The organism is Longimicrobium sp. (assembly GCA_036389135.1).
Classification (GTDB): domain Bacteria; phylum Gemmatimonadota; class Gemmatimonadetes; order Longimicrobiales; family Longimicrobiaceae; genus Longimicrobium.
In genome coordinates, this window is record DASVQP010000062.1 from 1 (window position 1) to 25,052 (window position 25,052).

Sequence of the window (25,052 nt, forward strand, 5' to 3'; positions counted from 1 at the left end):
TGTACTGCTTCAGCGGTTCCCGAACAAATCGCCTGCTCGTGAGAGTTACACCTTCGCCGGTGATCACGCCGCTGCTTTGATCGGCTCCTTCCGGCGCCGCTCTCGTTCGCGGCGGCCCTGCTCAAGCTTCTCCCTCCGCTCCGCGAAGCGCCGGTCAGGGTCGCCGCGATAGTACTCCGCCGGCGGCAGATATCCCAGGCCCGCGTGCAGCCGGTTGTTGTTGTAGTGCTCCACCCAGCGGCCGATGAGCTCGCGTGCCTTGCCCAAGTTGTTGAGGTCATCCGCGGCCAGCGCCTCGCGCGTGCTGCGGTGGAAGCGCTCCAGCGTCCCGTTCGACTCCGGGTGATAAGTCCGGATCCGGATATGCTCCAGCTCGAAGCGCTTCACCAGGTCCTTGAACTCGCCCGCCGTGAACTGCGACCCGTTGTCGCTCACCACCTGCGGCCTGGCGCCCGTGCGCTCCAGCGCCTCCTGGAGCACCAGCCGCACGTCGGCGGCCCGCATGGAGGTCAGCAACTCCCAATGCACCACGTACCGGCTGTAGCCGTCCAGCACCGTCACGAGGAAATACCAGGTACCCTCCACGCGCAGGTACATGATGTCCGTGTGCCAGCGCTCGTGGGGCCGCACGGGCCTCGGCGGCGGCTCGCCCACGCCCCGGCCGCGCTTCCAGCGGTACAACAGGTCCGCATCGTTCAGGATGCGGTACACGCTCGATGGGCTCACGTACGCGACATCCTCGTCCACCATCTGCCACGCGAGCCTGCGGTAGCCGTCCTTCGGGCGCGCCAGGGCGTAGCGGATCACCGCCTGCTTCTCCTCGTCGAGAATCCCCCCTGATGACGCAGTTGCCGTGGATCGGTCCGCCAGGCAGTCGGCGGCCGCGCGCCGCGCCCACTCGTAGTAGCGCCCCTTTGACAGCCCCAGGCACTTGAGCACTCGCCCGACCGTCCAGCCGGTCCGGGTCGTCGCCCGCTCAACCAGCGCCAGCACGGACGCCTTCTCTTCCGCGGAGAAGCGCGTGCGGCCACCGAGGTTCAGAGACTTTTTTTTAGCCCAAGATTCTCCTCCACCACCTCGGCAATCACCCGGCTCTTGCGCGCCAGCTCTGCCCTCAGGCGCTCGATCTCCCGATCCTTCGCATCCGAATCACGCCGCGGTGCGCCGTTGAACGCTTGCCGCAGCGCGTCCTTCGCCTGTCGCTCCCAGCGGTAAAACGTGGTCGCATCCAGATGGTGGCGGCGCAGCACCTCCGCCACGGTGGTACCCGGCTGGCGCGCCTCTTCCAGGATCTTCAACTTCTCATCCGCCGTGTGCTGCCGCCCCTTGGGCATCGTACTTTCCCCTTGCTCGTGGTCCCGGCCACTCGCCGGTCGAGGGGAAAGTGTAACTCTCAAGCGTTTGCGGAAAGTTCGATTTCCGCTGAACCAATACAAGGGGTTCTCCGCGGCTTGCAGTTCCCTCTGTGTTCTCTGTGTGATGCTGTTTCCCCCGCTCTATCAGCCGGGGAACTGGATCTCCGCGGCAACAGAGCGGCGGTGCTCGCGTATCCATGCAGCGGCAAGCTCCAGGATCGCACGCGATTGCGATACCGCATCCCGGACTTCCTCGTCGGTGGCGCGCTTCGCCCAGCCGTACTCGATCTGGATACGGTCCATTCTGCGTTCCTGGAACTCCTGGAGGAGGGGTTCGAGGGCGCCCTGGACCAGGAAACCCGCGGCGGCGAGCGTCACCTCGTGATGATTATTGGCGCGCACGCGCAGGTCCGCGGCTCGAACCACGGCCAGCGCCGCCGTGCGGCCCGCGTCGTACGCCGCCGTTAGCCGCCGGTTCGGTGTTCGAACTGAGAGGCAGGCGTCCTCGAGCGCATCCAGAGCGCCGACCCACAGGCCGATAACTTCCTCGTCCGGCGCGGGCTCGTCCACCAGGCGGCCTATGCCGCGGAGATTGTCGATCCTCTCGTTCACGAGAAAAGGGCCTCCGCGGGCGGAAGGCGGTCGGGGGAGCCGAGGAGCCAGAGCTTGGGGCCGTTCAGCGCGCTCGGCAGGAAGCTGGCGCCGGGCCGCACGTCGCGCCGGAAGGTGGGGGAGTCGTAGCGCTTCGCATCGATGGGACGGTCAAGGACGACGGAAGCGTCGAGCAGCGCCTTGCCTACGGCCCCATCCGGGATTCGGTCGCCGTACACGAAGAGGTCGATGTCGCTGTCCGGCCGCGCGTCTCCACGGGCGAAGGAGCCGAAGATGAACGCGGCTTCCAGGCCGGGAACGTCCGCCAGCACCGACTCCAGAATCAGCGCCGGCGCGTACTCCTGCACCAGCGAGGCCAACGCGGGCCACTGCGGATGCGAGTGGTTGCGCCCCACGAGCACGACCCGGCCCTCCCGGCTGCGCTCCAGGAGCCCCAGGCCGGCTAGCCGGTCGAGCTCGATCTGCAGCGACCTCTTCCCCGCCACACCGGTGCGCCGCCCCAGTGCGCGAACACTCAGGCGGGAACGCGGGTACACAACGAAGTGGACGAGGATGCGCGCTCGCGCGTCGGAGCCCAAAAGGCTCGCCAGGGGACTCGTTTGTTCCATTTCACCTCCTGCCCTGGAATATAGGGCATACGACGGAGCGGGCAACAGCCTTGCGGGGCCACGGGAGTGAGCTAGTATCCATGATTCGGCACAACCACCGGAAGGGCGCGGCTCGCGGCGCCCAAGGAGTGAGATGACTACATCATCCCCCCGACGGACTCTGGCGCTGCTGCTGGGCGCGGTGATCTGCGGCGGCGCTGCGCAGGCGGAGGCGCAGGGCCACTCGCACGGCGGGCAGCACACGCACGCGGCGGTGCCGGCGGACAGCGTGCACCGGCCGTGGACCGCGGCGGACGTGCACTTCATGTCGCACATGATCGGGCACCACGCGCAGGCCATCGAGATGGCGCGCTTGGCGCCCACGCACGGCGCCAACCCCACCGTGCGCCGGCTGGCCGAGCGCATCATCAACGCCCAGCAGGACGAGATCGCCACGATGCAGCAGTGGCTCCGCGACCGGAAGCAGCCGGTGCCGGAGGCGCGCGCGTCGGCCACGATGACGATGACCACGAACGGCGTCGAGCACCAGATGAAGATGCCTGGGATGCTCAGCGACGCGCAGATGAAGCAGCTGGACGAGGCGAGGGGACCGGAGTTCGACCGGCTCTTTCTCACCTTCATGATCCAGCACCACCGCGGCGCGGTCGCCATGGTGGAGGAGCTGTTCGGCACGCACGGCGCCGGGCAGGACGAGACGGTGTTCAAGTTCGCATCGGACGTGAACGTCGATCAGATCACCGAGATCGCGCGGATGCAGCAGATGCTGATCGCGATTCTCTTCGAAGGAGGCACCCCGTGAGCCAACCGATGTCCGTGCGCAGGTCCCTTTCGGCCCCTATCCAGGAAGACGCGATGCAATCACCGTCCCCCGCTCCGCGCGCCGCGCTGAAGCGGTCGCTCGTAGCCGCGCTGCTGTCGCTGGCGGCGCTTACCCCGGCGCTCGCCCAGAACGGCGGCCCCTCGACCGGGTCCGCCAACCGCGCGCCCATCGCCCCGTCGCCCGATCCGCGCGTGGGCCTTCGCGCCGGCCTGCACGACGCCGGCGAGGCGACGTGGAACATGCGAGTCCTCTCCAAGACCCGTCCGCCGGAAAGGTTCGCGCAGAGCACCAACTCCGACCTGGCGTTCAGCGGCAAGTACGCCATCCAGGGGAACTACAACGGCTTCATGGTCTGGGACATCACCAACCCCGGCAGCCCCACGCTGGCCAAGGAGTTCTTCTGCCCGGCGTCGCAGAGCGACGTGTCGGTGTACAAAAACCTCCTCTTCGTCTCGGGCGAGGGGCTCACCGGGCGCCTCGACTGCGGCGGCCAGGGCGTGCCGGCGCCGGTCAGCAAGGACCGGCTGCGCGGGCTGCGCATCTTCGACATCACCGACATCAACAACCCGCGCAACGTGGGCAACGTGCAGACGTGCCGCGGCTCGCACACGCACACGGTGCTCGCCGACCCGCGCGATCCGCAGAACGTGTACGTCTACATCTCCGGCTCGGCCGGCGTGCGCTCGGCGGAGGAGCTTCCGGGGTGCGTGAGTGACACGCCGGACAAGAATCCGAACTCGGCGCTCTTTCGCATCGAGGTCATCCGCGTTCCGCTGGCCAACCCGGAGCGCGCGGCCATCGTAAGCTCGCCGCGCATCTTCACGGGGCTGGTGGCTCCCCCGCGCCACGGCGAGACGCCGGAGGACGCCGCGCAGATGGCCCGCATGACGGCCGAGGCTAAGGCACGCGGTGCGTACACGGTCATGATCGAAGGGGTGGAGCGTCCGCTTCCGCCCCGCATGACGGCGCCCATGCTGGACAGCATCGTGAAGGCTCGCGGCGGCACCGGCACGCCCACGGCCGCGGACAGCGCCGCGCTGCGCGCCGGCATCCAGAACATCATCAACGACATGATCGGCGAGCAGGCCGGGGCAGGCCCGCGGCCGGGGCCCACGCAGTGCCACGACATCACGGTGTACCCCGCGGTGGGGCTGGCCGGCGGCGCCTGTGAGGGCTACGGGCTGCTGCTGGACATCCGCAACCCGGCGAACCCGGTGCGGCTCACCGCCGTGGCGGACTCCAACTTCTCGTACTGGCACTCGGCGACGTTCAACAACGACGCCACCAAGGTGCTGTTCAGCGACGAGTGGGGCGGCGGCGGCCAGGCCAAGTGCCGCGCCAGCGACCCGCGCGCGTGGGGCGCCAACGCCATCTTCAGCGTGAACGCCCGCCGCGAGATGCAGTTCCAGAGCTACTACAAGCTCCCGGCGCCGCAGACCGCGCAGGAGAACTGCGTGGCCCACAACGGCTCGCTGATCCCCATTCCGGGGCGCGACGTGATGGTGCAGTCGTGGTACCAGGGCGGCGTGTCGGTCTTCGACTGGACGGACGGCAGGCGGCCGATGGAGATCGCCTTCTTCGACCGCGGCCCGGTGGATGCCACCCGCATGGGCAACGGCGGCACCTGGTCGGCGTACTGGTACAACGGCGTGATCGTCAGCTCGGAGATCTCGCGCGGGCTGGACATCATGGAGCTGACGCCCAGCGCGCTGCTCTCGCAGAACGAGATCGACGCGGCCAAGACGGTGCGCGTGGACTACCTGAACCCGCAGGGCCAGCCGAAGATGGTGTGGCCGGCGTCGTTCGCGCTCGCCCGCGCCTACGCGGACCAGCTCGAGCGCTCGCGCGGGCTTACGGCGGCGCGGCTGGGCACGATCCGCCAGGCGCTCACCACCGCCGAGCGCGCGCCCGCCGCGCGCCGCCGCACGGCTCTGACCACGCTCGCGGGGCAGATCAGCGGCTACGCGGCGGGGTCGTCGGACGCCGCCAAGGTGCGGATGCTGGCCGGCGCGGTGCGCGACCTCGCGTCGGGGCGTCAGGGGCAGTAACCGCGGGGAACTGCTGGCCTCACACAGAGACACAGAGGTAAAGGAAAGGAGAACGGAAAGAAACCGTTCTTGCTTTCCCCCTCCGTGCCTCTGTGTGAGGCCTTTTTCTTGGATGCACGTCGGCTCCTGGAACTCCGCGGCGCTCGATGACGTACACGGCGGTGGCAGTTCATCCCCTCCTCGGCCCCACCTCCGCATGCGCTCCGCAGCCGTTTTCGCTCTCCTTCTCTGCGCCCTTCCCGCCGCCGCGCAGGACGACGCCTACCGCGACCCCCGCGCACGCGAGCTGGTGAGGCTGGCCCGGGCGCGGCGGGCGGTGGTCGACACGCGCATCACGGGCTACCAGGTGACGGCGCGGGAGCGCATCTCGGCGCGGATGTCGGTGATGGGGATCGAGAAGCTCCTCTTCCGGCGGGAGACGGCGTCGCGCATAGACTGGAGCCGCGACACGGTACGCGTGGAGGTGATCGGCGCGCGCGAGGCGATCCCGGCCGTGCGCGTGGGGGCGCAGCGCCTCTCGCCCGACAACATCGCCGGGGCCGCGATGGTGATCGCCTTCGATCCGGCCGATCCGGAGATGCTCCTCCGCTTCGACTCCACCGTGATCCGCAACCCGCTGGCCGCGGGGAGCGAGGCGCACTACCGCTACTCCAGCGGCGACAGCCTCTCCATCCGCCTACCCAACGGGCGCGGCGTGCGCATCCTGGAGCTGCGCATCGCCGCGCGCCGCGCCGATCCGCACCTCATCAACGGCTCCTTCTGGCTGGACTCGGAGACGCACGCGGTGGTGCGCGCCGGGTTCCGGCAGAGCCGCCCATTTTCCAGCGTCAAGCCCGGCGTCACCGTCATCATGCCCGAGGCGGGGGCCGAGCTGGACTACGTTGCGATCGACTACGGGCTGTGGGACCGGCGCTGGTGGCTGCCGCGCAGCGTGGCCGCGCGCGGCGTGGCGCACTTCTCCGGGCGCCGCTTTCCCCTCTCGTACGAGCGCACCTACGAGGGATACCAGGTGACGGGGGACACGCTGGCCGCCGCTCCCACCCGCCAGAGCGCGCCCGAGGGCGTCGCCGCCACGCCGCCGCGATGCCGGCGGCAGATCAAGGGGAGCATCAACATCGGCACCAGCGTGCAGAGCGACTCCAGCTGGGAGGCCGCGTGGGACCGGCAGATGGCCCGCATGGCGGCCGGCGATACCGCGAAGAGCGACAGCACGGCGGTGGACAGCACGGGCGCGCCGCAGTGCACCCAGTCGTTCGTCGTGACGCGCGCGCCGGGGACGGACCTGGTGAGCGGCCCCGCCTTCCCCGCGGGGATCTACGACGAGAATGAGGGGGCCGTCAGCGAGCAGGAGCTGCGCACCCTCACCGATCTGGTGCGCGACCTGCCGGGCACGCCGTGGAGCGTCGGCAGGCCGGGCGTGCGGCTGCTGAGCCCGGAGCTGATCCGCTTCAACCGGGTGGAGGGGCTTTCTCTGGGAGCCCGGGCCAGCTTGCCGCTGGGCCCCGCGGAGCTGCGCGGGGAGCTGCGCGCCGGGACGACGGGCGAGATCGGGGCGCGCCTGGCGGGTATCCACTCCACGGCCGCGCTGCGCACCGAGGTGGCGGCGTACCGCGGCTTGGAGGCGGTGGCGGTGTCGTCGCAGCCCTTCTCCCTCGCCAGCTCGGCCAGCGCCCTCCTGCTGGGACGCGACGAGAACGACTACTTCCGCGCGACCGGTGCCGAGCTGCGCGTGTCCCCGGCGGCCACGCGGCGCCAGCGCTGGGATGTGCGCCTCTTCGCCGAGCACCAGCGGGGCGTCCGTGCCCGCACCGACGTGAGCCTGCGCGGCGCCTTCGACGGCGAATTCGACGCGCGCGACAACGTCCTGGCCGAGACGCTCGACCAGGCCGGCGCCACCTTTCGCCTCCGCGCCTCCCGCGGCGACGACCCCTCGCGCCTGCGCACCCGCGCCGAGCTGGAGCTCCACGGCGAGACGGGCGGCGCCACCTTCGGGCGCCCGCTGCTGCGGCTCGACGCGGAGGGGCCGATCGGGGGCGGCCTGGGATACGGGCTGTCGCTGGCGGGGGGCACGGGGTTCGGCGAGGTGCCGGTGCAGCGCCTCTGGCAGATCGGCGGCGCCACCACGGTGCGCGGCCACGACGCCGCGTCCATGCGCGGCGAGACGCTCTGGCTCGCTCGAGGCGAGATCACCCGCGGCGCCCCCATGATGCGCCTCTCCCTCTTTGGCGACGCCGGCTGGGCGGGCGACGGCGCGGACCTGTGGGATGCGCGCCCGCTGCGCGGCATCGGACTCGGCGTGGCGCTCCTGGACAACCTGGTGCGCGTGGACCTGGCGCGGGGGCTAGGCGGCGGCGGGTTCCGGCTGCACCTGCGGATGGGCGGGGGGATTTGACGCCCGGAGTGCTCCGCGTGGAGGAACGCATCGAGCACCCGCGCTTCGTGCTCCGCTGCCGCGAGGAGGCGGATGCGCCGCGGTTCCGGGAGGCGATCGACCGCAACCTGCATCACCTGCGCCGCTTCATGCCCTGGGCCCGCGACGAGCCGCGCCCGCTGGATGCACTCATCGAGCACATCCGCGACGCACGCGAGAAGTTCGTGCGCGGCGAGGAGTGGCAGTTCGGGATCTTCTCCCCGGACGAGGCTCGTGTGCTGGGCGCGATCGGCCTGCACCGGGGCGACGCGGCGGGATCGATGGAGATCGGCTTCTGGCTGTGCGAAAGCGCGGTGGGCCAGGGTATCGCCACCGAAGCCACGCGCATCCTCACCAACCGCGCACTGACTGAGCTGGGTGCGACTCGCGTCGAGATCCGCTGCGACGTCCTCAACGAGCGCAGCGCCGCCGTGCCGCGCAGGCTCGGCTACGTTCTGGATGACACGCGCGAGGAGGTGTTCGAGGGGACGGTGCGCACTGCCCAGACGTGGATCCGCACCGAACCGGTCTGACCGCGGAGGTCTGCGAGGCGAAGAGGGTGGGCAGACACGCAGGTCTGCCCCTACAGGTATCGGTGCGTTACGCGGAGGGCGGACGCAGGGTCGGGCACGGGCGGCCACGTGGGGCCGCCCCTACGGATGATGATGTGCGCGGCGGGCGGCGGAGCAGGCGTCGGGCACGGGCATCCGCGACCCGCGCAAATCTGTGCGTACGCCGCTCCCCCAGGTAGTTATTGGGGGAGGGGCCGCGAGGTGACGAGCGGGGGAGGGGGCCCGCCCCTCACCATCGCGGATCGCTCGCCAGCAGCGCGCGCATCTCGTTCTCGGGGAGGGGCGGCGAGAGGAGGAAGCCCTGGGCGAAGTCGCAGCCGATGTCGCGGACCTGCGCGAGCTGCACGGGCGTCTCCACACCCTCGGCGGTGACGGCGAGGTCGAGGCCCTTGGCCATCCCGGCGATAGTGCGGACGAGCTGCGCGGTGGCGTTCTCGGGGTGCATGCGGCTCACAAAGGAGCGGTCGATCTTGAGCGCGCCGATGGGAAAGCGGTGCAGGTACGCCAGCGACGAGTACCCCGTGCCGAAGTCGTCCAGCTGCAGGTCGATCCCCAGCGCCTGGAGCTGCTGCAGCATCGCCGCGGCCGTGCCGCCACCCTCCATCAGCACGCTCTCGGTGAGCTCCAGCTTCAGGTGGCGCGCGTCCAGCCCGGTGTTGGCCAGGGTACGGCGGATGTGGCCCACCAGCCCCGGGTGCGCGAACTGGCGGGCGCTGAGGTTGACGCTCATCGCGATGCGCGCGTGGTCGAACTCGCGCCGCCACTCCGCCAGCCGCTCGCACGCCTCCTCCAGCACCCACTCCCCCAGCGGCACGATGATCCCCGTCTCCTCGGCCGTGCCGATGAAGTCGCTCGGCGGAATCATCCCCTGCTCGGGGTGCACCCAGCGGCAGAGCGCCTCCACGCCGACCATCCGCCCCGTCGCCAGCGCCACGATGGGCTGGTAGTGGAGCACGAACTCGCCGCGGGCCAGCGCGCGGCGCAGGTCGGTCTCCATCTGCAGGCGGGCCAGGGCGCGGGCGTGCATGGCGCGGTCGAACACCTCGCAGCGCGCGCCGCCGGATCCCTTGGCGCGGTACATCGCCATGTCCGCGTTTCGCAGCAGGTACTCCGGCCGGTCGTGCCCCGCCTCGCCCAGCGCGATGCCGATGCTGGCGGCGGTGAACACCTCGTAGCCGCTCAGGTTGACGGGCGCCGCCACCGCCGCCGCGATCCGCTCCGCCACCATCACGGCGTGGGCGGAGTCCTCCAGCTCCTCCAGCAGCACCGCGAACTCGTCGCCGCCGAAGCGGGCCACGGTGTCGCTCTCGCGCAGGCACCCCTTCAGCCGCCCCGAGACGGCCACCAGCAGCTCGTCGCCCACGTGATGGCCGAGCGAGTCGTTGACCACCTTGAAGCGGTCGAGGTCCAGAAAGAGGACGGCCGGCGCCGGCGTCTCGCCGCGGCGGTGGCGCACCAGGGCGGCGGCCAGGCGCTGCATGAAGAAGGGGCGGTTGGGGAGCCCCGTCAGCGCATCGTGCATGGCGTCGTGAAAGAGGCGCGCCTCGCTCTGCTTGCGCTCGGTGACGTCCTCGCCGAAGAGGTGCACCGTGCCCAGCGCCGGCTGCGGGTTGTAGAGCCACGCCAGCACGCGCCCGGCCACCCCCACCTCCACGTCGCGCACCCCCACCCCCGTCTCCAGCGCGCGGCGCACGATGGCCACGTGGTCTTCGGGAAGGAGGTGGTGCGGCCCCTCCACCCCCAGCTCGATGATGGCGCGCTCGACGGCGGGGTTGGCGTAGCGCACCTCCCCCAACGCGTCGCACTCCAGGATCGGCGAGGGGGTGGCGCGCGGGAAGGCGGCAAGGCGCGCGCTCTCCTCCTCCGCCCGCTTGCGCCCGGTGACGTCGCGCGAGTTGACGATGACGCCGCGCACGGTGGGGTCGTCCAGCAGGTTGGTGCCCACCCCCTCGAAGATCCGCCAGCTCCCGTCGCGGTGCCCCACGCGGAACTCCAGCCCGCGCCCCGCGCCGGGGGCGTAGCGGTCCAGCCGCAGGGCGGCCATGGCGCTCTCGCGGTCGTCGGGGTGCACCAGGTCCAGCGCCATCCGCCCGATCAGCTCCTCCGGCGAGAACCCCAGCAGCCGCTTCACCGACGGGGTGATGTAGCGCGTGGTGCCGTCCTCGTTGATCACGTGGATGACGTCGCGCGCGTTCTCCACCAGCGAGCGGAAGTACGCGTCGCTCTCCCGGAGCGTGCGCACCCCTTCGGCGGGGGAGAGAAAGGTGTAGCCGTGGAGCGGCGGCGTGGAGGCGGACAAGGGGCGAGCGGCTCGGGGGGATGCGGGCCGATTGCCAGCATCGACACGGGCACTTCCTGTAAGCGGTTGTGTGCATGAAGAATAGCACGCGCGGCCCGCTTCGCAAACACTTTCGAATACCCGAACGGCCGTTTCACACAGAGAACACGGAGGGAACGGAAAAGGCACGGAAGAATCATCCGAAACCCTCTTCTTTCCTCTTGCGGTTCCCTCTGCGTCTCTGTGTGAGGCTGCAGTCAAGTTTGCCCTCCAAATCCGCGGGGCACTATCGTTGCGGCAGGAGCGGGACAACTCTTGACCGGAACGCCGTGCCCTCCGAGCCCAACCGCCCGACCGCCGCTTCGGCCGCGCGCCGCGCCACCGACGACCCCAACCTCTTCCTGATCCCGGAGGCGAGCCTGCCCCCGGGCTTCGCGGAGCGCGTGGACGACGAATCGCTGATCCCCGCCCCCGCCCGCCCCGCCGCCACCGTGGCGCTGCTGCGCGAGGGCGGAGCGGGGCCGCAGGTGCTCCTTCTGCGCCGCCACGGCAGGAGCGGCTTCGCGGCGGATGCGTGGGTCTTTCCCGGCGGGGTGGTGGACAAGGCGGACCGCGAGCTCTCGCTGGCCGACCACCTGGACGGCCCCACCCCCGGCGAGTGGGCCGCGCGCCTGGGCACGGAGACGCCGGAGGAGGCGCTGGGCTTCGTGGCCGCCGCCCTGCGCGAGTCCTTTGAGGAGACGGGGATCCTCCTGGCCCGCGCCGACCCCGCCGCCCCCTCGCGCATCGACGACGCGGGCGCGCTCTCGGTTGCCCGGCGCGCGCTGCTGGATGGCGTGGCGACGCTGCGGCAGCTCGCGGTGGGAAACGGCGTGCGTCTGGCGGGCGACTCGCTGGCGTACCTGGCGCACTGGATCACCCCGCTCCCTGAGCCGCGCCGCTACGACACGCGCTTCTTCCTGGCCCTGGCCCCCGCAGGCGCCGAGTGCGACGCCCACGGCGAGGAGATGACCGACGCCCTCTGGTGCGGCCCCGCGGAAGTCGTGGAGCGCTTTGAGCGCGGCGAGATGAAGATGCTGCCGCCGACCGTCCACACGTTGCGCCGCCTGGCTGAGTTCGCCTCCGCGGACGATGCACTGGCCGCCTTTCGCGACGCCGAAATCCCCGCCATCACCCCGCGCATGCGCCGCCACCCGGACGGCGTGGCGATCGAGGTGCCGTGAGGGGAAGTGCGTGAGTACGTGAGTGTGTTGGCGCGGGTTCCTGTCATCCTGAGGGAGCCGCCCAGGCCGTACTCCTGCGGCGACCGAACGGATCTAGCCGGCGAGGCAAGAGGACGGCGCAACGCGGCCAAGCCCCTCGGCACGCGCAGTAGATCCTTCGTTCCGCGCCGCAGCATGGCGCATGGATAAGGACGGAGAAGCGCTTCGCTCGGGATGACAAAAGGCGGGGAAGCCCCGTACGCACTAACGCACTTCTGTTTCCGTCCGTCGTCCAAACCCAGGAATCGATCCATGGACCAGCGTCCCACCACGCTCGGCGCGCTCCGCGAGGCCGGATACCGCACACGCTCCGTGAAAGCGGAGATGCGCGAGAACCTGATTGCCCGGCTGCGCGCGGGCGGCACCATATTCCCCGGCATCGTGGGCTACGAGGACACCGTGGTCCCCGCGCTGTGCAACGCGGTGCTGGCGCGGCAGAACTTCATCCTGCTGGGGCTGCGCGGGCAGGCCAAGAGCCGCATCCTCCGCCAGCTCACCTCGCTGCTGGACGAGGCGCTCCCCGTGCTGGCCGGCACCGAGACCAACGACGACCCGCTGCGCCCCATCTCGCGCGCCGGGCGCCTGCTGGTGGAGGAGGCGGGCGACGATGCGCCCATCGCATGGCTGGGCCGCGACGCGCGCTACGTGGAAAAGCTCGCCACCCCGGACGTCACCGTGGCCGACCTGATCGGCGACATGGACCCCATCCGCGCCGCCCGCGGCGGGCACCTCCTGTCGGACGAGCTGTCGATCAACTACGGCCTGCTGCCGCGCGCCAACCGCGGCATCTTTGCGCTCAACGAGCTGCCGGACCTGAGCGGAAAGGTGCAGGTGGGGCTCTTCAACGTGCTCCAGGAAGGCGACATCCAGATCAAGGGCTACCCGGTGCGCCTGCCGCTGGACGTGCTCCTGGTATTCAGCGCCAACCCCGAGGACTACACGGCGCGCGGCAAGATCATCACGCCGCTCAAGGACCGCATCGGCGCCGAGATCCTGACGCACTACCCGCGCTCGCCGGAGGAGGCGATGACGATCACCGCTCAGGAGGCGCAGATCGAGCGCGACGGGGTGCCGGTGTCGGTGCCGCCCTTCGTGGCGGAGCTGGTGGAGCGCATCGCCTTCCTGGCCCGCGACGACAAGCGCATCGACCGGCGCAGCGGCGTCTCGCAGCGCATGCCCATCTCGGTGATGGAGACCGCCGTATCCAACGCCGAGCGCCGTGCCCTCCTCGCCGGCGAGACGGCCGTCGTGCCGCGCGTGGCCGACGTGTACGCCGCGCTCCCCTCCATCACGGGAAAGATGGAGCTGGAGTACGAGGGCGAGCTGCAGGGCTCCGAGACGATCGCAAGGGACCTGATCGCAGCCGCCGCGCGCGAGCTCTTCGACCAGGTGTGGGAAGTGGACTCGATGGACACCATCGTGGAGCACTTCGACCGCGGCGGCGTGCTCCAGGTGTCGGACAGCGCGTCGGCGGAGGCGGCGCTGGGGGGGCTGGGCGGCGTGCCGGGGCTGGTGGAGGCGCTGGAGGAGGTGGGGATGTACCGCCGCGAGGACCCCGGCACCACCGTCGCCGCCGCCGAGCTGCTGCTGGAGGGCCTCGCCGCCCACCGCCGGATCTCGCGCGCCGAGCAGGGCTACGCCCGCGCGCGGCCCGAGCCCAAGTCGAAGGGCAAGGGCGGGGGCTTCCAGTTCGGCCAGGACCTGTTCGCGTAGCGACTACAACAGCCTCACACAGAGAACGCAGAGGGAACTGCAAGGCGCAACTTAAGCTTCTTGCAGTCTTCTCTGTGGCTCTGTGGCTCGGGGTGAGCCATGTAGTTGCTGGGGAGCGGTGGATACTTCTCCGCCTTCCGCCGCCACGGCGGTCCACGACTTCTGAGCGCACGCAGGCGGGGTACGCGCTTGTGTACAGGGGAGTGACACAGATTCCCCATGGCTATCAGCCTGAGGTGATTGTAGACTGTCTCGCAACGCCAACGATTAACGACGAATCCACGTGACCAGAAAAGCTACTTCCTTGAGTGGACCATCCACGAGCCCGCCCACTCGGCAGGCGCAACAGCTTAGTCAAGGCGCTTCGAACACCCCTTCCGCACTTCCCGCTTATTTTGTAGGTCTTGAAATTGAGAATATCCGCAGCTTCGGTACGAAACAGGTGCTAGACTTGTCGTTGGGTGGATTGCCGGCGCGATGGACTGTGATCTTGGGAGACAACGGTGTAGGAAAGACAACGCTTCTCCAGTCGCTTGCCGAATTCCAATCTGTTGGCGAGGTGTTCCACGACGAAGCTGAAGGCGAAAATCTATTGCGCCACGCCTGGTTCCCGCGTGCATATAACACCGGCTACTTCCTAGAAGCTCGACGCTATGGAACACGTGAGAGTTCCCGTAGCCTCGCAGGAGTGCAGATTTCGCTGGGAGGTACATTGCAGCATGTAAGCACCCAACGTACCGTCGAAGCACTTTCGTTTGTGATTGGGCCTGACCCACACGGAAACATCAACACTACCGGCAGCTTCCAGAATCTTGACCGTCTGATCTGCTACGGTTACGGAGCAACGCGTAGGATGGGAGCGGTTGCGTTATCCGAGCAAGAACCGGACGATAGCACCGTCTCACTGTTCTCAGATGACGTGAGCCTCCTCAACGCGGAGGAATGGCTACTCCAGTCTGATTACAATGCACTTGTGGACTCGCCTGTCCGAGAACAAGCCCGTGCACGACGTGATCAGTTGATCGAAGTTCTGATCAACCTGCTACCTGAAGTATCAGACATACGTTTTGTCCGCCCAACCGAAATCGGCAGGAGGCCGCGCGTAGAGGTTGAAGTTCCATACGGTTGGGTCAACATCTCCGACCTGAGCCTCGGGTACCGCGCGCTGGTTGCCTGGATTGTGGACTTCGCCTACAGGATGTTTGAGCGGTACCAGGGGAGTGAGAACCCGCTGGCCGAGCCCGCAATCGTTCTCGTAGACGAGATCGACCTGCACTTACATCCGAAGTGGCAACGGTCGCTGATCTCATACCTTACGGAGCGGTTCCCGAATACGCAGTTCATCGTTACGGCGCACAGCCCGCTGATCGTGCAGGCGGCGACGGACGCTAACATTGTCCTGCTGCGGCGCGAGGGAGACCACGTCGTCATCGACAACGATGTGGAGGCAATCCGCGGGTGGCGCATCGATCAGGTGCTCACGAGCGATCTGTTCGGGCTGGAGACGGCGCGACCGCCGGAGTACGACGAGCTTCTTGCGCAACGTGCGAAGTTGCTGGGGAAAGCGAAGCTGACGAAGAGGGACGAGAGCCGGCTCAAGAAGCTGGAATCGGAGATCGGTGATCTGCCTGCCGGCGAGTCGGTGGCGGACATCGAGGCAATGGACGTGATCCGCCAGGCCGCGGAAGTTCTGAAGCGGGAAGGCACGACCGGACGTTGATCCGCATCGACCGGCCCCCGGCCGTGCCGCGCGTGCTTGCTACGCGCGGCACGCAGAAGCGCGACGCAATCGTGGGCGCGTACGATGCCGCGCCGGACGAATACGACGCGCGCAGACAGAAGTTCGACTTCGACGGCGCACTGTACGGCCACTCCACGGTGAAGCGGGCGCTCGTCATTGCGCAGCACGCCAAGTGCTGCTTTTGCGAGTCGAAGACGGGGATGGACGGTGATGTGGAGCACTACCGGCCGAAGGCGGGTTTTAGTCAGGGGAAAGGACAGCGGATCGAAGGGCCCGGCTACTACTGGCTGGCATACGAGTGGAGCAACCTCCTGCTCTGCTGCTCCATCTGCAACCAGCGGTTCAAGCGCAGCCTCTTCCCACTCGCTGACGCATCAAAACGAGCCCGTTCTCATCGGGACGACGTCGCGCGGGAAGAACCGCTGTTCATCAACCCTGCCGAGCAGGACCCGGAGGAGCACATCTCCTTCAGGTACGAGATCCCCTTCCCGGTGGGTGGAAGTCGTGCCGGAAAAGCGACCATTGAAGCACTAGGGCTGGACCGCGAAATTCTGAACGAACGGCGACGGGATCGTCTGAAACAGTTGCAGATACTAGCCGAACTGGTGGAGATGGAGCCGACTGCCTCGGCAGAACTGATAATCTTGGTCGAGAAGGCGAAGACGCTTCTGGAGGAGTGCACAGGCGATGCTGCGGAGTTCGCCGGGATGGCTCGCGCCGCCGCACGCGCGGGATATTACCTGCGATAACCCCGCTTTCCGCGACGAGGTCTCCAAGATGGTCATTCAGCACATCACGCCGGTGGGTGGGAACGTCTTTGCGGATCTTGGCTTTGTTGGAGAGGAAGCCGAGAACCTGAAGATCCGCTCCAGGCTAATGATGGAGATCCACCGCGTGATTGAGGCGCGAGGGCTGAAGCAGCGGGACGCGGCGCGGCTGTTCGGGGTGTCGCAGCCGCGGATAACGAGCTGGTGCACGGCAAGATCGACCAGTTCTCGATCGATTCGCTGGTCAACATGCTTGCGCACGCGGGGTTCACCGTCGAGGTGAGGGTGCCTGCGGTGGCGTGAGCGAGGGGACCGGCAAGCCACAGAGAAAACACTTTCCGTTGTTCTTGCTTTGCCCTCTGTGGCTCTGCGTGAGGCCCGCAGTTGCAGTTCTCCACGGGTACGGCTTTCGCTCCAGAGGGGAGCCTCGCGCACAGTGGCGCGAGGCTCTTTGTTCTTACAGAAGGGGAAGCTGCATGGCCACCAACGGAGCGATCGTCGCCATTCTTGCCGCGCAGGCGCAGGCGGAGCGGCACGCCTTCGAAGCCTTTCGCACGGCGGACGCCACGGCTCCGGAGAAGGCGCGGACGCTCAAGGATCTGGATCTCCCCGAAAGCATGGCGCTCCGCGCGCTCACCAACCGCGGCATCGTGCGCGAGGCGGAGCCGGGGCTCTTCTGGCTCGACGAGCGCAAGGCCGCCGAACGGTCGCGCGCCCGCACGCCCGTGCTGATCGCCGTCATCGTGCTGCTGGTGCTGCTCGGGATGGCGATCGCGGTGCTGATGAAGGTTCGACAGGGTTGATGCGGCGGTGGAACCACGCTTGCAAAGGGCGCGGCTCTCGACTCGCGCACAAGGGCGCGGACGCGCACTCACTCCATCGGTGAAGCCATGGCAGCCACGAAGGTAGAAGCCGCCGGAGCGCTCGGCTTCATGAAGCAGACGTTCAAGGAGTTCGGCGACGACGAGTGCGCCATGCGCGCGGCGTCGCTCTCGTACTACATCGTCTTCGCGCTGGCGCCGCTCCTTCTCCTCATCATCCTGGTGGCGAGCATCTTCGTGGACGCGGAGACCGTCCGCCGCACCATCCAGGAGCAGTTCGCCGGGATGATCGGGCAGGACACCGCCAACCAGGTGTCCGCGATGATCGGCGCGGCGGACGAGAAGCAGGGGAAGGGGCTGTCGTCGGTACTGAGCACGGCGGCGCTGATCTTCGGCGCGACGGGGGCGTTCATGCAATTGCAGAGCGCCCTCAACCGCGCATGGGAGGTGGAGCCGGACCCCAAGGCGGGCGGGATCAAGAACTTCATCTTCAAGCGCGTGTTGTCGCTGGGGATGATCATGGGGATCGCCTTCATGCTGCTGGTGTCGCTGGCGCTGAGCGCGTTCATCTCGGCGGCGGGGAGCGCGCTGGGGAGCATGCTGGGAGGGCTGGGGACGATCGTGCAGGCCGTGCTGGACCTGGCCCTCTCGCTGGTGGTGGTGACGCTGCTCTTCGCCGCCATGTTCAAGTTCCTGCCGGACGGCAAGATCGCGTGGAAGGACGTGTGGGTGGGGGCGTTCTTCACCGCGGCGCTCTTCACGGTGGGCAAGTTCGGGATCGGGCTGTACCTGGGGCGCAGCGACCCCGGCCAGGGCTTCGGCGCCGCGGCTTCCCTAGCGGTGCTCCTGGTTTGGGTCTACTACTCGTCGATGATCCTCCTCTTCGGCGCCGAGTTCACGCAGACGTGGGCGGTGCGCAAGGGGAGTGGGATCGAGCCCAAGAAAGGCGCGCGCCGCATGGTGGACGAGACGGGCGGCGAGGAGGTCCAGCCGCAGCCGTCGCAGCGCGGGAAGGGCGGCGGCAAGCGCTCGCATTCGTCCAGCAAGCAGCCGTCGTCATCGGCGGCTCAGGCCGTCAGTGCGGGGCACCGGAAGAAGCGGAAGACGCCGCTGCTGGACGCACGCCGGCGCGAGATCGCCCAGAAAGAGGCGCGAGGCGAAGAGTAGCGTTTCCTTCAACTGGAAAAGGATCATGAGTAGCATCCGCTCGGCGGTGTGCGCGGCGTGCGCCGGCATCGTGATGGCTGGCGGCGCGGCGGCGCAGACGCCGTCGCTCTCCACCTTCAGCATTGTGGCCTGCGACCCGCAGAACGGCTTCCTGGGGGTCGCCGTGCAGTCGCGCGTGGTGGGGGCGGGCTCCATCGTGCCGGCGGCGGAGGCGGAGGTGGGCGCCATCGCATCGCAGGCGGCGGCGAACGTGGCGTTCAAGCGGCGCGGGCTGGAGCTGATGCGGCAGGGGCGTTCGCCGGACGAGGTGGTGGCCGAGTTCAGGCGCACCGACCCGGGGATCGCGCGGCGCCAGTTCGCGGTGATGGACGCCCGCTGCCGCACCGCCGCCTTCACCGGCGACAGCGCGCAGGCGTGGGCCGGGCACCGCACCGGCGACCATTTCAGCGTGCAGGGAAACATCCTCACCGGCCCCGAGGTGGTGGACTCCATGGCGAGCGCGTTCCGGCGCGCGGAGGCGGCGGGGCGCCCCTTTGGCGAACGGCTGCTGGCGGCGCTCAAGGCCGGGCAGGCGGCCGGCGGCGACCGGCGCGGACGGCAGGGGGCGGGGCTGCTGATCGTAAAGAAGGGCGGTGGCTACGGCGGCGGCGACGACGTGTACGCCGACCTGCACGTGGAGGACGCGCCCGAGCCCATCCTGGAGCTGGAGCGCGTGTACAACGTATGGATGTCCGTCTTCCACCCCGAGGACCACTTCCTCCCGAACGGGTCGCAGGCGTTCGCGGTGCCGGCCGGGGCGCACGTCTGCCTCCTTCGCAACCTGCTGGCGAAGGCGGGGCACGGCACGCGAACCACACAGCAGTTCTGCGCCTTCGACGAAGAGGTGATCACCGCGCTCAAGGCGTTCCAGCGCGCGCAGAACCTGCCCGTGACGCCGTCGCTCACGCCCCAGGCCGCGACGCGCCTGCGCGAGGTGACGGGCGGGCGTCCATAACAGCGGAAGAGAAAGCCTCACACAGAGGACACGGAGGGAAGCGCAAAGCCACAGAGAAAAAACCCTTGGCGGTTCTCTCTGTGGCTCTGTGTCTCTGTGTGAGATTGCCGGTTGTCGCGACCGCTCAGCGCCAGCGGTGCGCGTTTTCCGGCCAGGTCCACACCACCGGCTGGTTGCCCACCGTGCCGATGATGTCGCCCCAGTCGTTGATCGCGACCGCGGTGCTGCTCGCCTGGCCCATCTCGGGGAGCCGCTCGGTGCCCGTTTCCTTGCGCCAGACCCAGGCGTGGAGCTGGCCGTTGATCGTGTCGCGCGAGGAGCCCACCACCTCGTCCATGTTGTTGACGTCGCTGGCGTCGCCCCAGCGGGTCCCCACGGCAACGGGGATGGGGACCAGTCCGCCCTCCGCCGTCCAGATGAACGGGAACCGCTCCGGGGGTCCACCGCGCGACCCGTAGTTTCCCTGCGTACCCGCCACCGCGCCCTTGTCGTTGATGGCAGCCGCCCGCGTATCGCGGTGGTAGTCGATCGGCTGGATCTCCACCCACTCGTTGCTCCACGCCTTCCAGATCGTCGCCCGGTGAGTGGTGTTCCCGCTCGAGCGAAGCGTCACGTCGGTTGAGCCCACCACGTCGCCCTGCGTGTTGATGTCTACGGCCACGCTGGTCACGCTCCCGTCGTACGGGTCGAGTTCCGGCTGGCGGAGCTGCTTCATCCCGAAGCAGGTCGTCCAAAAGAACGCGCGCTTCGCCTGCTGTCCCACCACCCAACCCAGCGAGTTGATCCCGAACCCGAGGGTTCCCGGCGAGTCGCCGATCTCCGCCATCGTCCCGTCGGTGTCGCGCCGCGCCAGCTTCGCGGGGGTGGTTCCGACCGCCTGCCCCGCCGAGCTGTAGTCCCCGACCGTCGTGAGCCCGGTAAGCCGCCGGACCCCCGTGGCCTTGCTCCACGTGGCCGCGCCCGACTCATCGGTGCCCGCGACGACGGCATCGTTGGTGACCGCCACCGCCTTGATCGGGATCACGATTACCGTGCGCGGGCTCTCCAACAGGCGGGTGCGCGCCGGCGCACCCGCGAGCGACATGGATGGCGCGAGCCGCGTTTTCGCGCTGCAGGCGGCCTCGTTCCCGGAATCCACCGGGCTGTCCGCGCACGCCGCCAGCGACACGCCGGTAGCCAGCGCGAGGGTAAAGCGTTTCATCACAAGCTCCTGCAAACCAGTGAGATGCTCCAGGGCTCCCAGAAGCAGGAACCACCTGTTTCCCCCGGCAGATCGCATGCCGAAACTGTCACGAATGCGCGTATCAGGGCGGATGGGCCAGAACGAGTATACGCCTGTTCGATCGCCCCACTTCCGCTCCTCTCCGCATTCGCGTGTGCCGGGATGCCGTCAGGGTACGACGTCCAGATCCAGGCCCCAGTGCAGCGTGAGATAGCTGTCCAGCACCTCGGCGGTGACGTCGCCGAAGCGGTCCATGTTGGCCTGCGTGTCGCGCACGCCGGTGTAGTTGGCTTCGATCTGCACCCCGCAGATGGCGCCGTGCGTGGCGCCGCCGAGCGGGCCCGCCTCCGCCCCGCACGTGTGCCGCGCCGTGTTGTAGCCGCCGCTGAAATATGCCTCGCCCTCCGCCGAGCTCGGAAAGGTGGAGCTGGGGACCGCGGGGAAGCCGCGGCTGGCGTACAGGGTGCCCAGGCTGCCGGCCCCGCGCAGCAACGCGGAAAAGGAGAGCCGCGTCGCCTGTGCGGAGATGGTCCTGATGCTGGACGTGTCCTCGTACGCCCTGTATGCGTCCAGCCTGGCGTCGGAGAGGTCGAGCTGGTCGTCCCGGAGCAGGTATCCCAGCTCCAGGCGCTGGAAGGGGTGCCCGTGCCCGTGCATGTCCATGTACCACCCCCTGCCGCGCGTGCGGACGACGGCGTTGCGCGCGGTGGTGAGGAAGTCGTGGAACTCGCGCCACGCCACGCCCGCCTCCACGTCGCCGCAGGCGGCTTCCAGCAGCTCCCGGTTGGCGTCCATCCTGGAGCGGTGCAGGTGGTTGACGACGACGTGCGGATAGCTGCCGAAGCGCGCGAAGTAGCGCCGCTGCATCGCCACCACCAGCTCGCGCGTGTTCAGGTCGCGCCCGACGGTGGCGGTTCCGCCACAGCTTTCGGCGGTGCGGTCCGGGATCTCGTCCGGAGTCAGATCCCCGCCGTGCGGCGCCGAAAGGATGACGGGCGCGTTGCCCGCGATGTACTCCACGTACCGATTCCGCCCGAAGTACGACTGCCCCGGCGTGTACGACGCCGGCTGGACTCCCGCGGGAGGTGCGGTGACGCCGTCCGGGGGCCCGCCGCAGCCCGCCAGGAGCACCAGCGCGAGCAACGGGAGGCCGCCGTTCCGGAGATGGGATGTCCGCACGATGTACCTCGGAGGATTCGGGGCGCGGCGAGGCCGCCATACCAGCGGGCCGGCTCCCATGGGAAGCCGGCCCGGCCGCAAACTGAGGAAGCGGGCCGCTCAGCGCCAGCGGTGCGCGTTCTCCGGCCAGGTCCACACTACCGGCTGGTTGCCCACCGTACCGACGATGTCGCCCCAGTCGTTGATCGCCAGCGCCGTGCTGCTCGCCTGCCCCATCTCGGGGAGCCGCTCGGTGCCGGTTTCCTTGCGCCACACCCACGCGTGCAGCTGGTTGGTGACCATGTCGCGGGCCGAGCCCACCACCTCGTCGTGGTTGTTGATGTCGCTGGCCTCGCCCCAGAGGGTTCCCTCGGGAACGGGGATGGGGACCAGCCCTCCCTCCGCCGTCCAGAAGAAGGGGAACCGCTCCGGCGGCCCGCGCGACATCCAGTTCCCCTGCGTACCCGCCACCGCGCCCCGGTCGTTGATGGCGCTGCCCTGGGTGCCGTTGTGGTAGCTGGTCGGCCTGATCTCCACCCACTCATCGCTCCACGCCTTCCAGACCGTCGCCAGTACCCTCTTATTCGGAGTGTAGCGAAACATCACGTCGCTGTAGCCCACCACGTCGCCCCGGGTGTTGATGTCCGCGGCCACGCTCGTCACTCTCCCATCCTGGGGGTCGAGGGGGGGCTGGCGGAGCGGCTTGAGGCCGAAGCAGATCGTCCAGAAGAACGCACGGCCCGCCTGCTGTCCGACCACCCACCCCTCCGAGTTGATCCCGTACCCGGCGGTGCTCGGCGCGTCGCCGATCTCCGCCATCGTCCCGTCGGTGTCGCGCCGCACCAGCTTCGCGGGGGTGGTGCCGACCGCCTGCCCGGCCGGGTTGCGGTCGCCCACCGTGGCGAGACCGCCGAGCCGGCGGACGCCCGTGGCCTTGCTCCACGTGGCCGCGCCCGACGCATCCGTTCCTGCGACGACCGCATCGTTGGTGACCGCCACCGGGGTGATGGGGATCACGATCACGGTGCGCGGGCTCTCCAGCAGCGCGGACCGCGCCGGCGCAGCCGCGAACGACATCGACGGCGCCAATCGCGTTTTCGCGTTGCAGGCGGCCTCGTTCCCGGAATCCACCGGGCTGTCCGCGCACGCCGCCAGCGATACGCCGGCAGCCAGCGCGAGGGTAAAGCGTTTCATCACAAGCTCCCGCAAGCCAGTGAGATGCTCCAGGGCTCCCAGGAAGCAGGAACCACCTGTTTTCCTCGGCAGATCGCATGCCGAAACTGTCACGAATGTGCGTGTCAGTACGGATGGGCCAGAACGAGTTCTCCGCGCAGGATGTCGAACGGGCCGGCCCCCCTCTCGGAAGCCAGCCCGTACATCCAGAGAGAGTTCGTGGCGGCCGCTCAGCGCCAGCGGTGCGCGTTCTCGGGCCAGGTCCAAACGACCGGCTGGTCGCCTACCATGCCGATGATGTCGCCCCAGTCGTTGATCGCCAGCGCGGTGCTGCTCGCCTGGCCTATTTCGGGGAGCCGCTCCGTCCCCGTCTCGCGCCGCCAGACCCAGGCGTGCGAGCTGCCGGTGACGCTGTCGCGCGACCAGCCCACCACCTCGTCGTTGTTGTTGATGTCGGTGGCGGAGGCCCAGGTGCTTCCGTCCGGGACGGGGATGAGGACCAGTCCTCCCTCCGCCGTCCAGAAGAACGGGAATCGGTCCTGCGTGCCGCGCCCCCAGTTCCCCACCGTGCCTGCGACCGAACCCTTGTCGTTGATGGCGTTGGCCTCGCTGTGGTTGTGGCGCGGCGGGGCGATCTCCACACGTTCGTCGCTCCACGCCTTCCATACGGTCGCGCGCCGGCCCGGGTCCGACGGATTGATGCGGTGCCGCCGCTCGATGTAGCCGGCGATGTCGCCCCGCGTGTTGATGTCCACGGCGCGGCTGGTGATCGTCACCTCGGGCGCGGGTGCGGGAAGGAGGTGCTTGAGGCCGAAGCAGGTCGTCCAAAAGAACGCGCGGTTCCCCTGCTGTCCCACCACCCACCCTTCCGAGTTGATTCCGAACGCGCCGTCCCCGCTGGCCGTGGAATCCCCGATCGCCACCACGCCGCCGTCGCTCTCGCGCCGCACCAGCTTGCCCGGATTGTTGCCCGCCGCCTGCCCGGCCGGGTTGTAGTCCCCCACCGTGGTGATCCCGGTGAGCCGCCGCGTGCCTGCCGTCTTGCTCCACGACGCCGGACCGGACCCATCGGTGCCGGCCGCGACCGCATCGTTGGTGAGCGCCGTGGCCCGGATCGGGATCACGACTACGGTGCGCGGGCTCTCCAGCAGCCGCGACCGCGCCGGCGCGCCCAGGAGAGACATGGCGGGCGTGAGGCTCGCTTTCGCCGTGCACTCGGCCGCCTTTTCCGGCGTCACCGGGTTGTCCGCGCACGCCGCCAGCGACGCGGCGGCTGCCACGGCGAAGGTAAATCGTTTCATCACGAGCACCTGTAACCAGGGGGTGGATCGAGCAGCTCCCGGGCACAGGAGCCGTCTGTTCCCGTCCGGCAGATCGTATGCCGCAACGACGTCCTCTGCGACCGTGCGGCGTATCACCGGGGCTCCCCGAGCCTCTGCACCCGCAGGTTTGAATCGCCCCAATCGCGCCACCCACCACACGGATACGCATGCGCGTTGCCTCAATTAACCCCGATTGACTTTCTCCCGGCACGGCATACACTTGGCACCAGAACGTAGGGCCCGCTCCCTTCGGGGTACCGGGTACGTAGCTCCGGGGGGTTGTGCACCAAGTGCACAACCCCCCGTCATTTCCCCTAATTGTGACTACGACGATTCTCCCGCCTCGCGGCCGTCCCGCAAGCTCCGCATGGAGATCTTTGTCGACGGGACGAACTTCCGGATCGCGCAACTCGAAGCCGGAATCCGAGACCTCGACATCCCCCGCTTCGCGCGCCAGCTCGCCAGGGGTCACGTCCTGGTGAAGATGCGCTACTACACGTCACCGCTTCCGGACCACGGCTCGGCTGCGTATCGTGGGCAGCAACGCTTCTTCGAAACGACTTCGTGCCACGAGCGCCGTTGGGCTCGTGCTGGGCCGGAACGAGCCCCGGCGAGAGAGCGTGGAGTGCCCCGGGTGCGGAAGGATCTCGGTTCAAAGGCACCACGGTCGAAAAGGAAACCGACGTGAACCTCGCGGTGGATATGACTGTGGGTGCGCACACCGGCCGCTACGACATCGCTGTGCTGGTTGCCGGGGACATGGATTACGTCCGCGCGATCCAGGCGGTCCAGTTCACCGGGCGGAAGGTGCTCTGGTGCCACTTCCCCGCTCAGTCGTACACGGACCGGCTACGGCAAGTATGCGACGAACAGGTCGTGCTCGATGAGAAGTTCCTGCGCACCTGTCGCTGAGCGGTTTCGGACGCCCACCGTGAAGGCAACGGGCCGGCTCCCCACCTGGGAAGCCGGCCCGCCTTGCTATTCCCTCTGCGCCTCTGTGTGACGCGCG

General features: G+C 68.8%; 21 protein-coding genes and 1 pseudogene. 13 read left to right on the forward strand and 9 right to left on the reverse strand.

All coding sequences use genetic code 11. From position 1 onward, the window contains the following. Window positions 1–63 precede the first annotated feature (63 nt). From VF584_14875 to VF584_14890, 4 genes are all read right to left on the reverse strand, one after another. Window positions 64–1,041, reverse strand: coding sequence for an IS3 family transposase (locus tag VF584_14875; protein HEX8211453.1), 978 nt, complete (start codon window positions 1,039–1,041; stop codon window positions 64–66). Next, a complete protein-coding gene (locus VF584_14880) occupies window positions 1,038–1,334 on the reverse strand; it encodes a transposase (protein ID HEX8211454.1) in 297 nt (98 codons plus the stop codon). Before VF584_14880 ends, VF584_14875 begins: the two co-directional genes overlap by 4 nt. A 165-nt stretch (window positions 1,335–1,499) precedes the next feature. Beyond that, window positions 1,500–1,967, reverse strand: coding sequence for a hypothetical protein (locus VF584_14885; protein HEX8211455.1), 468 nt, complete (start codon window positions 1,965–1,967; stop codon window positions 1,500–1,502). Beyond that, entirely contained in the window at window positions 1,964–2,575 is a 612-nt protein-coding gene (locus tag VF584_14890) for a nucleotidyltransferase domain-containing protein (protein HEX8211456.1), read from the reverse strand. The genes VF584_14885 and VF584_14890 overlap by 4 nt, the downstream gene beginning before the upstream one ends. Before the next feature lie 133 nt (window positions 2,576–2,708). Here VF584_14890 and VF584_14895 point away from each other — a divergent pair, with 133 nt between their 5' ends. The 4 genes from VF584_14895 (at window position 2,709) to VF584_14910 (ending at window position 8,386) form a co-directional block, all read left to right on the forward strand. Further along, window positions 2,709–3,374 (forward strand): DUF305 domain-containing protein, encoded by a 666-nt coding sequence (locus VF584_14895; GenBank protein HEX8211457.1) that lies wholly within the window; start codon window positions 2,709–2,711, stop codon window positions 3,372–3,374. Window positions 3,375–3,427: 53 nt separating this feature from the next. After that, window positions 3,428–5,443, forward strand: coding sequence for a hypothetical protein (locus VF584_14900; protein ID HEX8211458.1), 2,016 nt, complete (start codon window positions 3,428–3,430; stop codon window positions 5,441–5,443). 196 nt (window positions 5,444–5,639) lie between these two features. Further along, the gene (locus VF584_14905; protein HEX8211459.1) at window positions 5,640–7,835 is read left to right on the forward strand and encodes a hypothetical protein; all 2,196 of its coding nucleotides are present in this window, start codon (window positions 5,640–5,642) and stop codon (window positions 7,833–7,835) included. Window positions 7,836–7,852: 17 nt separating this feature from the next. Continuing rightward, window positions 7,853–8,386, forward strand: a complete 534-nt coding sequence (locus VF584_14910; protein ID HEX8211460.1) for a GNAT family N-acetyltransferase — start codon at window positions 7,853–7,855, stop codon at window positions 8,384–8,386. A 268-nt stretch (window positions 8,387–8,654) separates the two neighbouring features. On the opposite strand, the gene VF584_14915 is transcribed toward VF584_14910, so the two are convergent. Then, window positions 8,655–10,724 (reverse strand): EAL domain-containing protein, encoded by a 2,070-nt coding sequence (locus tag VF584_14915; protein ID HEX8211461.1) that lies wholly within the window; start codon window positions 10,722–10,724, stop codon window positions 8,655–8,657. Window positions 10,725–11,032: 308 nt separating this feature from the next. On the opposite strand from VF584_14915, the gene VF584_14920 reads away from it, so the two are divergent. The 8 genes and pseudogenes from VF584_14920 (at window position 11,033) to VF584_14955 (ending at window position 19,168) form a co-directional block, all read left to right on the forward strand. Beyond that, the gene (locus VF584_14920) at window positions 11,033–11,926 is read left to right on the forward strand and encodes an NUDIX domain-containing protein (GenBank protein HEX8211462.1); all 894 of its coding nucleotides are present in this window, start codon (window positions 11,033–11,035) and stop codon (window positions 11,924–11,926) included. A 291-nt stretch (window positions 11,927–12,217) separates the two neighbouring features. Continuing rightward, window positions 12,218–13,678: a sigma 54-interacting transcriptional regulator gene (locus tag VF584_14925; GenBank protein ID HEX8211463.1), complete on the forward strand. Its 1,461-nt coding sequence runs from the start codon at window positions 12,218–12,220 to the stop codon at window positions 13,676–13,678. Between the two features lie 283 nt (window positions 13,679–13,961). After that, window positions 13,962–15,398 carry an AAA family ATPase gene (locus tag VF584_14930; protein HEX8211464.1) on the forward strand — a complete coding sequence of 479 codons (1,437 nt, stop codon included), beginning with the start codon at window positions 13,962–13,964 and terminating at the stop codon, window positions 15,396–15,398. Then, window positions 15,395–16,168, forward strand: coding sequence for a hypothetical protein (locus VF584_14935; protein HEX8211465.1), 774 nt, complete (start codon window positions 15,395–15,397; stop codon window positions 16,166–16,168). The genes VF584_14930 and VF584_14935 overlap by 4 nt, the downstream gene beginning before the upstream one ends. Window positions 16,169–16,196: 28 nt before the next feature. Next, window positions 16,197–16,489: pseudogene (locus VF584_14940) on the forward strand (XRE family transcriptional regulator). Window positions 16,490–16,662: 173 nt separating this feature from the next. Further along, complete coding sequence (locus VF584_14945) at window positions 16,663–16,989, forward strand: hypothetical protein (protein HEX8211466.1); 327 nt, start codon at window positions 16,663–16,665, stop codon at window positions 16,987–16,989. Between the two features lie 87 nt (window positions 16,990–17,076). Further along, the gene (locus tag VF584_14950; protein HEX8211467.1) at window positions 17,077–18,174 is read left to right on the forward strand and encodes a YihY/virulence factor BrkB family protein; all 1,098 of its coding nucleotides are present in this window, start codon (window positions 17,077–17,079) and stop codon (window positions 18,172–18,174) included. 25 nt (window positions 18,175–18,199) lie between these two features. Beyond that, a complete protein-coding gene (locus tag VF584_14955) occupies window positions 18,200–19,168 on the forward strand; it encodes a DUF1028 domain-containing protein (GenBank protein HEX8211468.1) in 969 nt (322 codons plus the stop codon). A gap of 124 nt (window positions 19,169–19,292) precedes the next feature. On the opposite strand, the gene VF584_14960 is transcribed toward VF584_14955, so the two are convergent. The 4 genes from VF584_14960 to VF584_14975 form a co-directional block, all read right to left on the reverse strand. Next, window positions 19,293–20,369: a DUF3466 family protein gene (locus VF584_14960; GenBank protein HEX8211469.1), complete on the reverse strand. Its 1,077-nt coding sequence runs from the start codon at window positions 20,367–20,369 to the stop codon at window positions 19,293–19,295. A gap of 189 nt (window positions 20,370–20,558) precedes the next feature. Further along, window positions 20,559–21,569: a hypothetical protein gene (locus tag VF584_14965; protein ID HEX8211470.1), complete on the reverse strand. Its 1,011-nt coding sequence runs from the start codon at window positions 21,567–21,569 to the stop codon at window positions 20,559–20,561. A gap of 99 nt (window positions 21,570–21,668) precedes the next feature. Beyond that, window positions 21,669–22,742 (reverse strand): DUF3466 family protein, encoded by a 1,074-nt coding sequence (locus VF584_14970; protein ID HEX8211471.1) that lies wholly within the window; start codon window positions 22,740–22,742, stop codon window positions 21,669–21,671. A gap of 209 nt (window positions 22,743–22,951) precedes the next feature. After that, window positions 22,952–24,022: a DUF3466 family protein gene (locus tag VF584_14975; GenBank protein ID HEX8211472.1), complete on the reverse strand. Its 1,071-nt coding sequence runs from the start codon at window positions 24,020–24,022 to the stop codon at window positions 22,952–22,954. A gap of 585 nt (window positions 24,023–24,607) precedes the next feature. Here VF584_14975 and VF584_14980 point away from each other — a divergent pair. Next, window positions 24,608–24,955: an NYN domain-containing protein gene (locus VF584_14980; GenBank protein HEX8211473.1), complete on the forward strand. Its 348-nt coding sequence runs from the start codon at window positions 24,608–24,610 to the stop codon at window positions 24,953–24,955. Window positions 24,956–25,052 lie beyond the last annotated feature (97 nt).

Bases quoted from the DNA above. Each gene is read 5' to 3' on its own strand.
- VF584_14950 (HEX8211467.1), top strand. From the start codon at position 17,077: ATGGCAGCCACGAAGGTAGAAGCCGCCGGAGCGCTCGGCTTCATGAAG.
- VF584_14925 (HEX8211463.1), top strand. From the start codon at position 12,218: ATGGACCAGCGTCCCACCACGCTCGGCGCGCTCCGCGAGGCCGGATAC.
- VF584_14905 (HEX8211459.1), top strand. From the start codon at position 5,640: ATGCGCTCCGCAGCCGTTTTCGCTCTCCTTCTCTGCGCCCTTCCCGCC.
- VF584_14945 (HEX8211466.1), top strand. From the start codon at position 16,663: ATGGCCACCAACGGAGCGATCGTCGCCATTCTTGCCGCGCAGGCGCAG.
- VF584_14900 (HEX8211458.1), top strand. From the start codon at position 3,428: ATGCAATCACCGTCCCCCGCTCCGCGCGCCGCGCTGAAGCGGTCGCTC.
- VF584_14890 (HEX8211456.1), bottom strand. From the start codon at position 2,575: ATGGAACAAACGAGTCCCCTGGCGAGCCTTTTGGGCTCCGACGCGCGA.
- VF584_14975 (HEX8211472.1), bottom strand. From the start codon at position 24,022: ATGAAACGATTTACCTTCGCCGTGGCAGCCGCCGCGTCGCTGGCGGCG.
- VF584_14960 (HEX8211469.1), bottom strand. From the start codon at position 20,369: ATGAAACGCTTTACCCTCGCGCTGGCTACCGGCGTGTCGCTGGCGGCG.
- VF584_14880 (HEX8211454.1), bottom strand. From the start codon at position 1,334: ATGCCCAAGGGGCGGCAGCACACGGCGGATGAGAAGTTGAAGATCCTG.
- VF584_14955 (HEX8211468.1), top strand. From the start codon at position 18,200: ATGAGTAGCATCCGCTCGGCGGTGTGCGCGGCGTGCGCCGGCATCGTG.
- VF584_14970 (HEX8211471.1), bottom strand. From the start codon at position 22,742: ATGAAACGCTTTACCCTCGCGCTGGCTGCCGGCGTATCGCTGGCGGCG.
- VF584_14895 (HEX8211457.1), top strand. From the start codon at position 2,709: ATGACTACATCATCCCCCCGACGGACTCTGGCGCTGCTGCTGGGCGCG.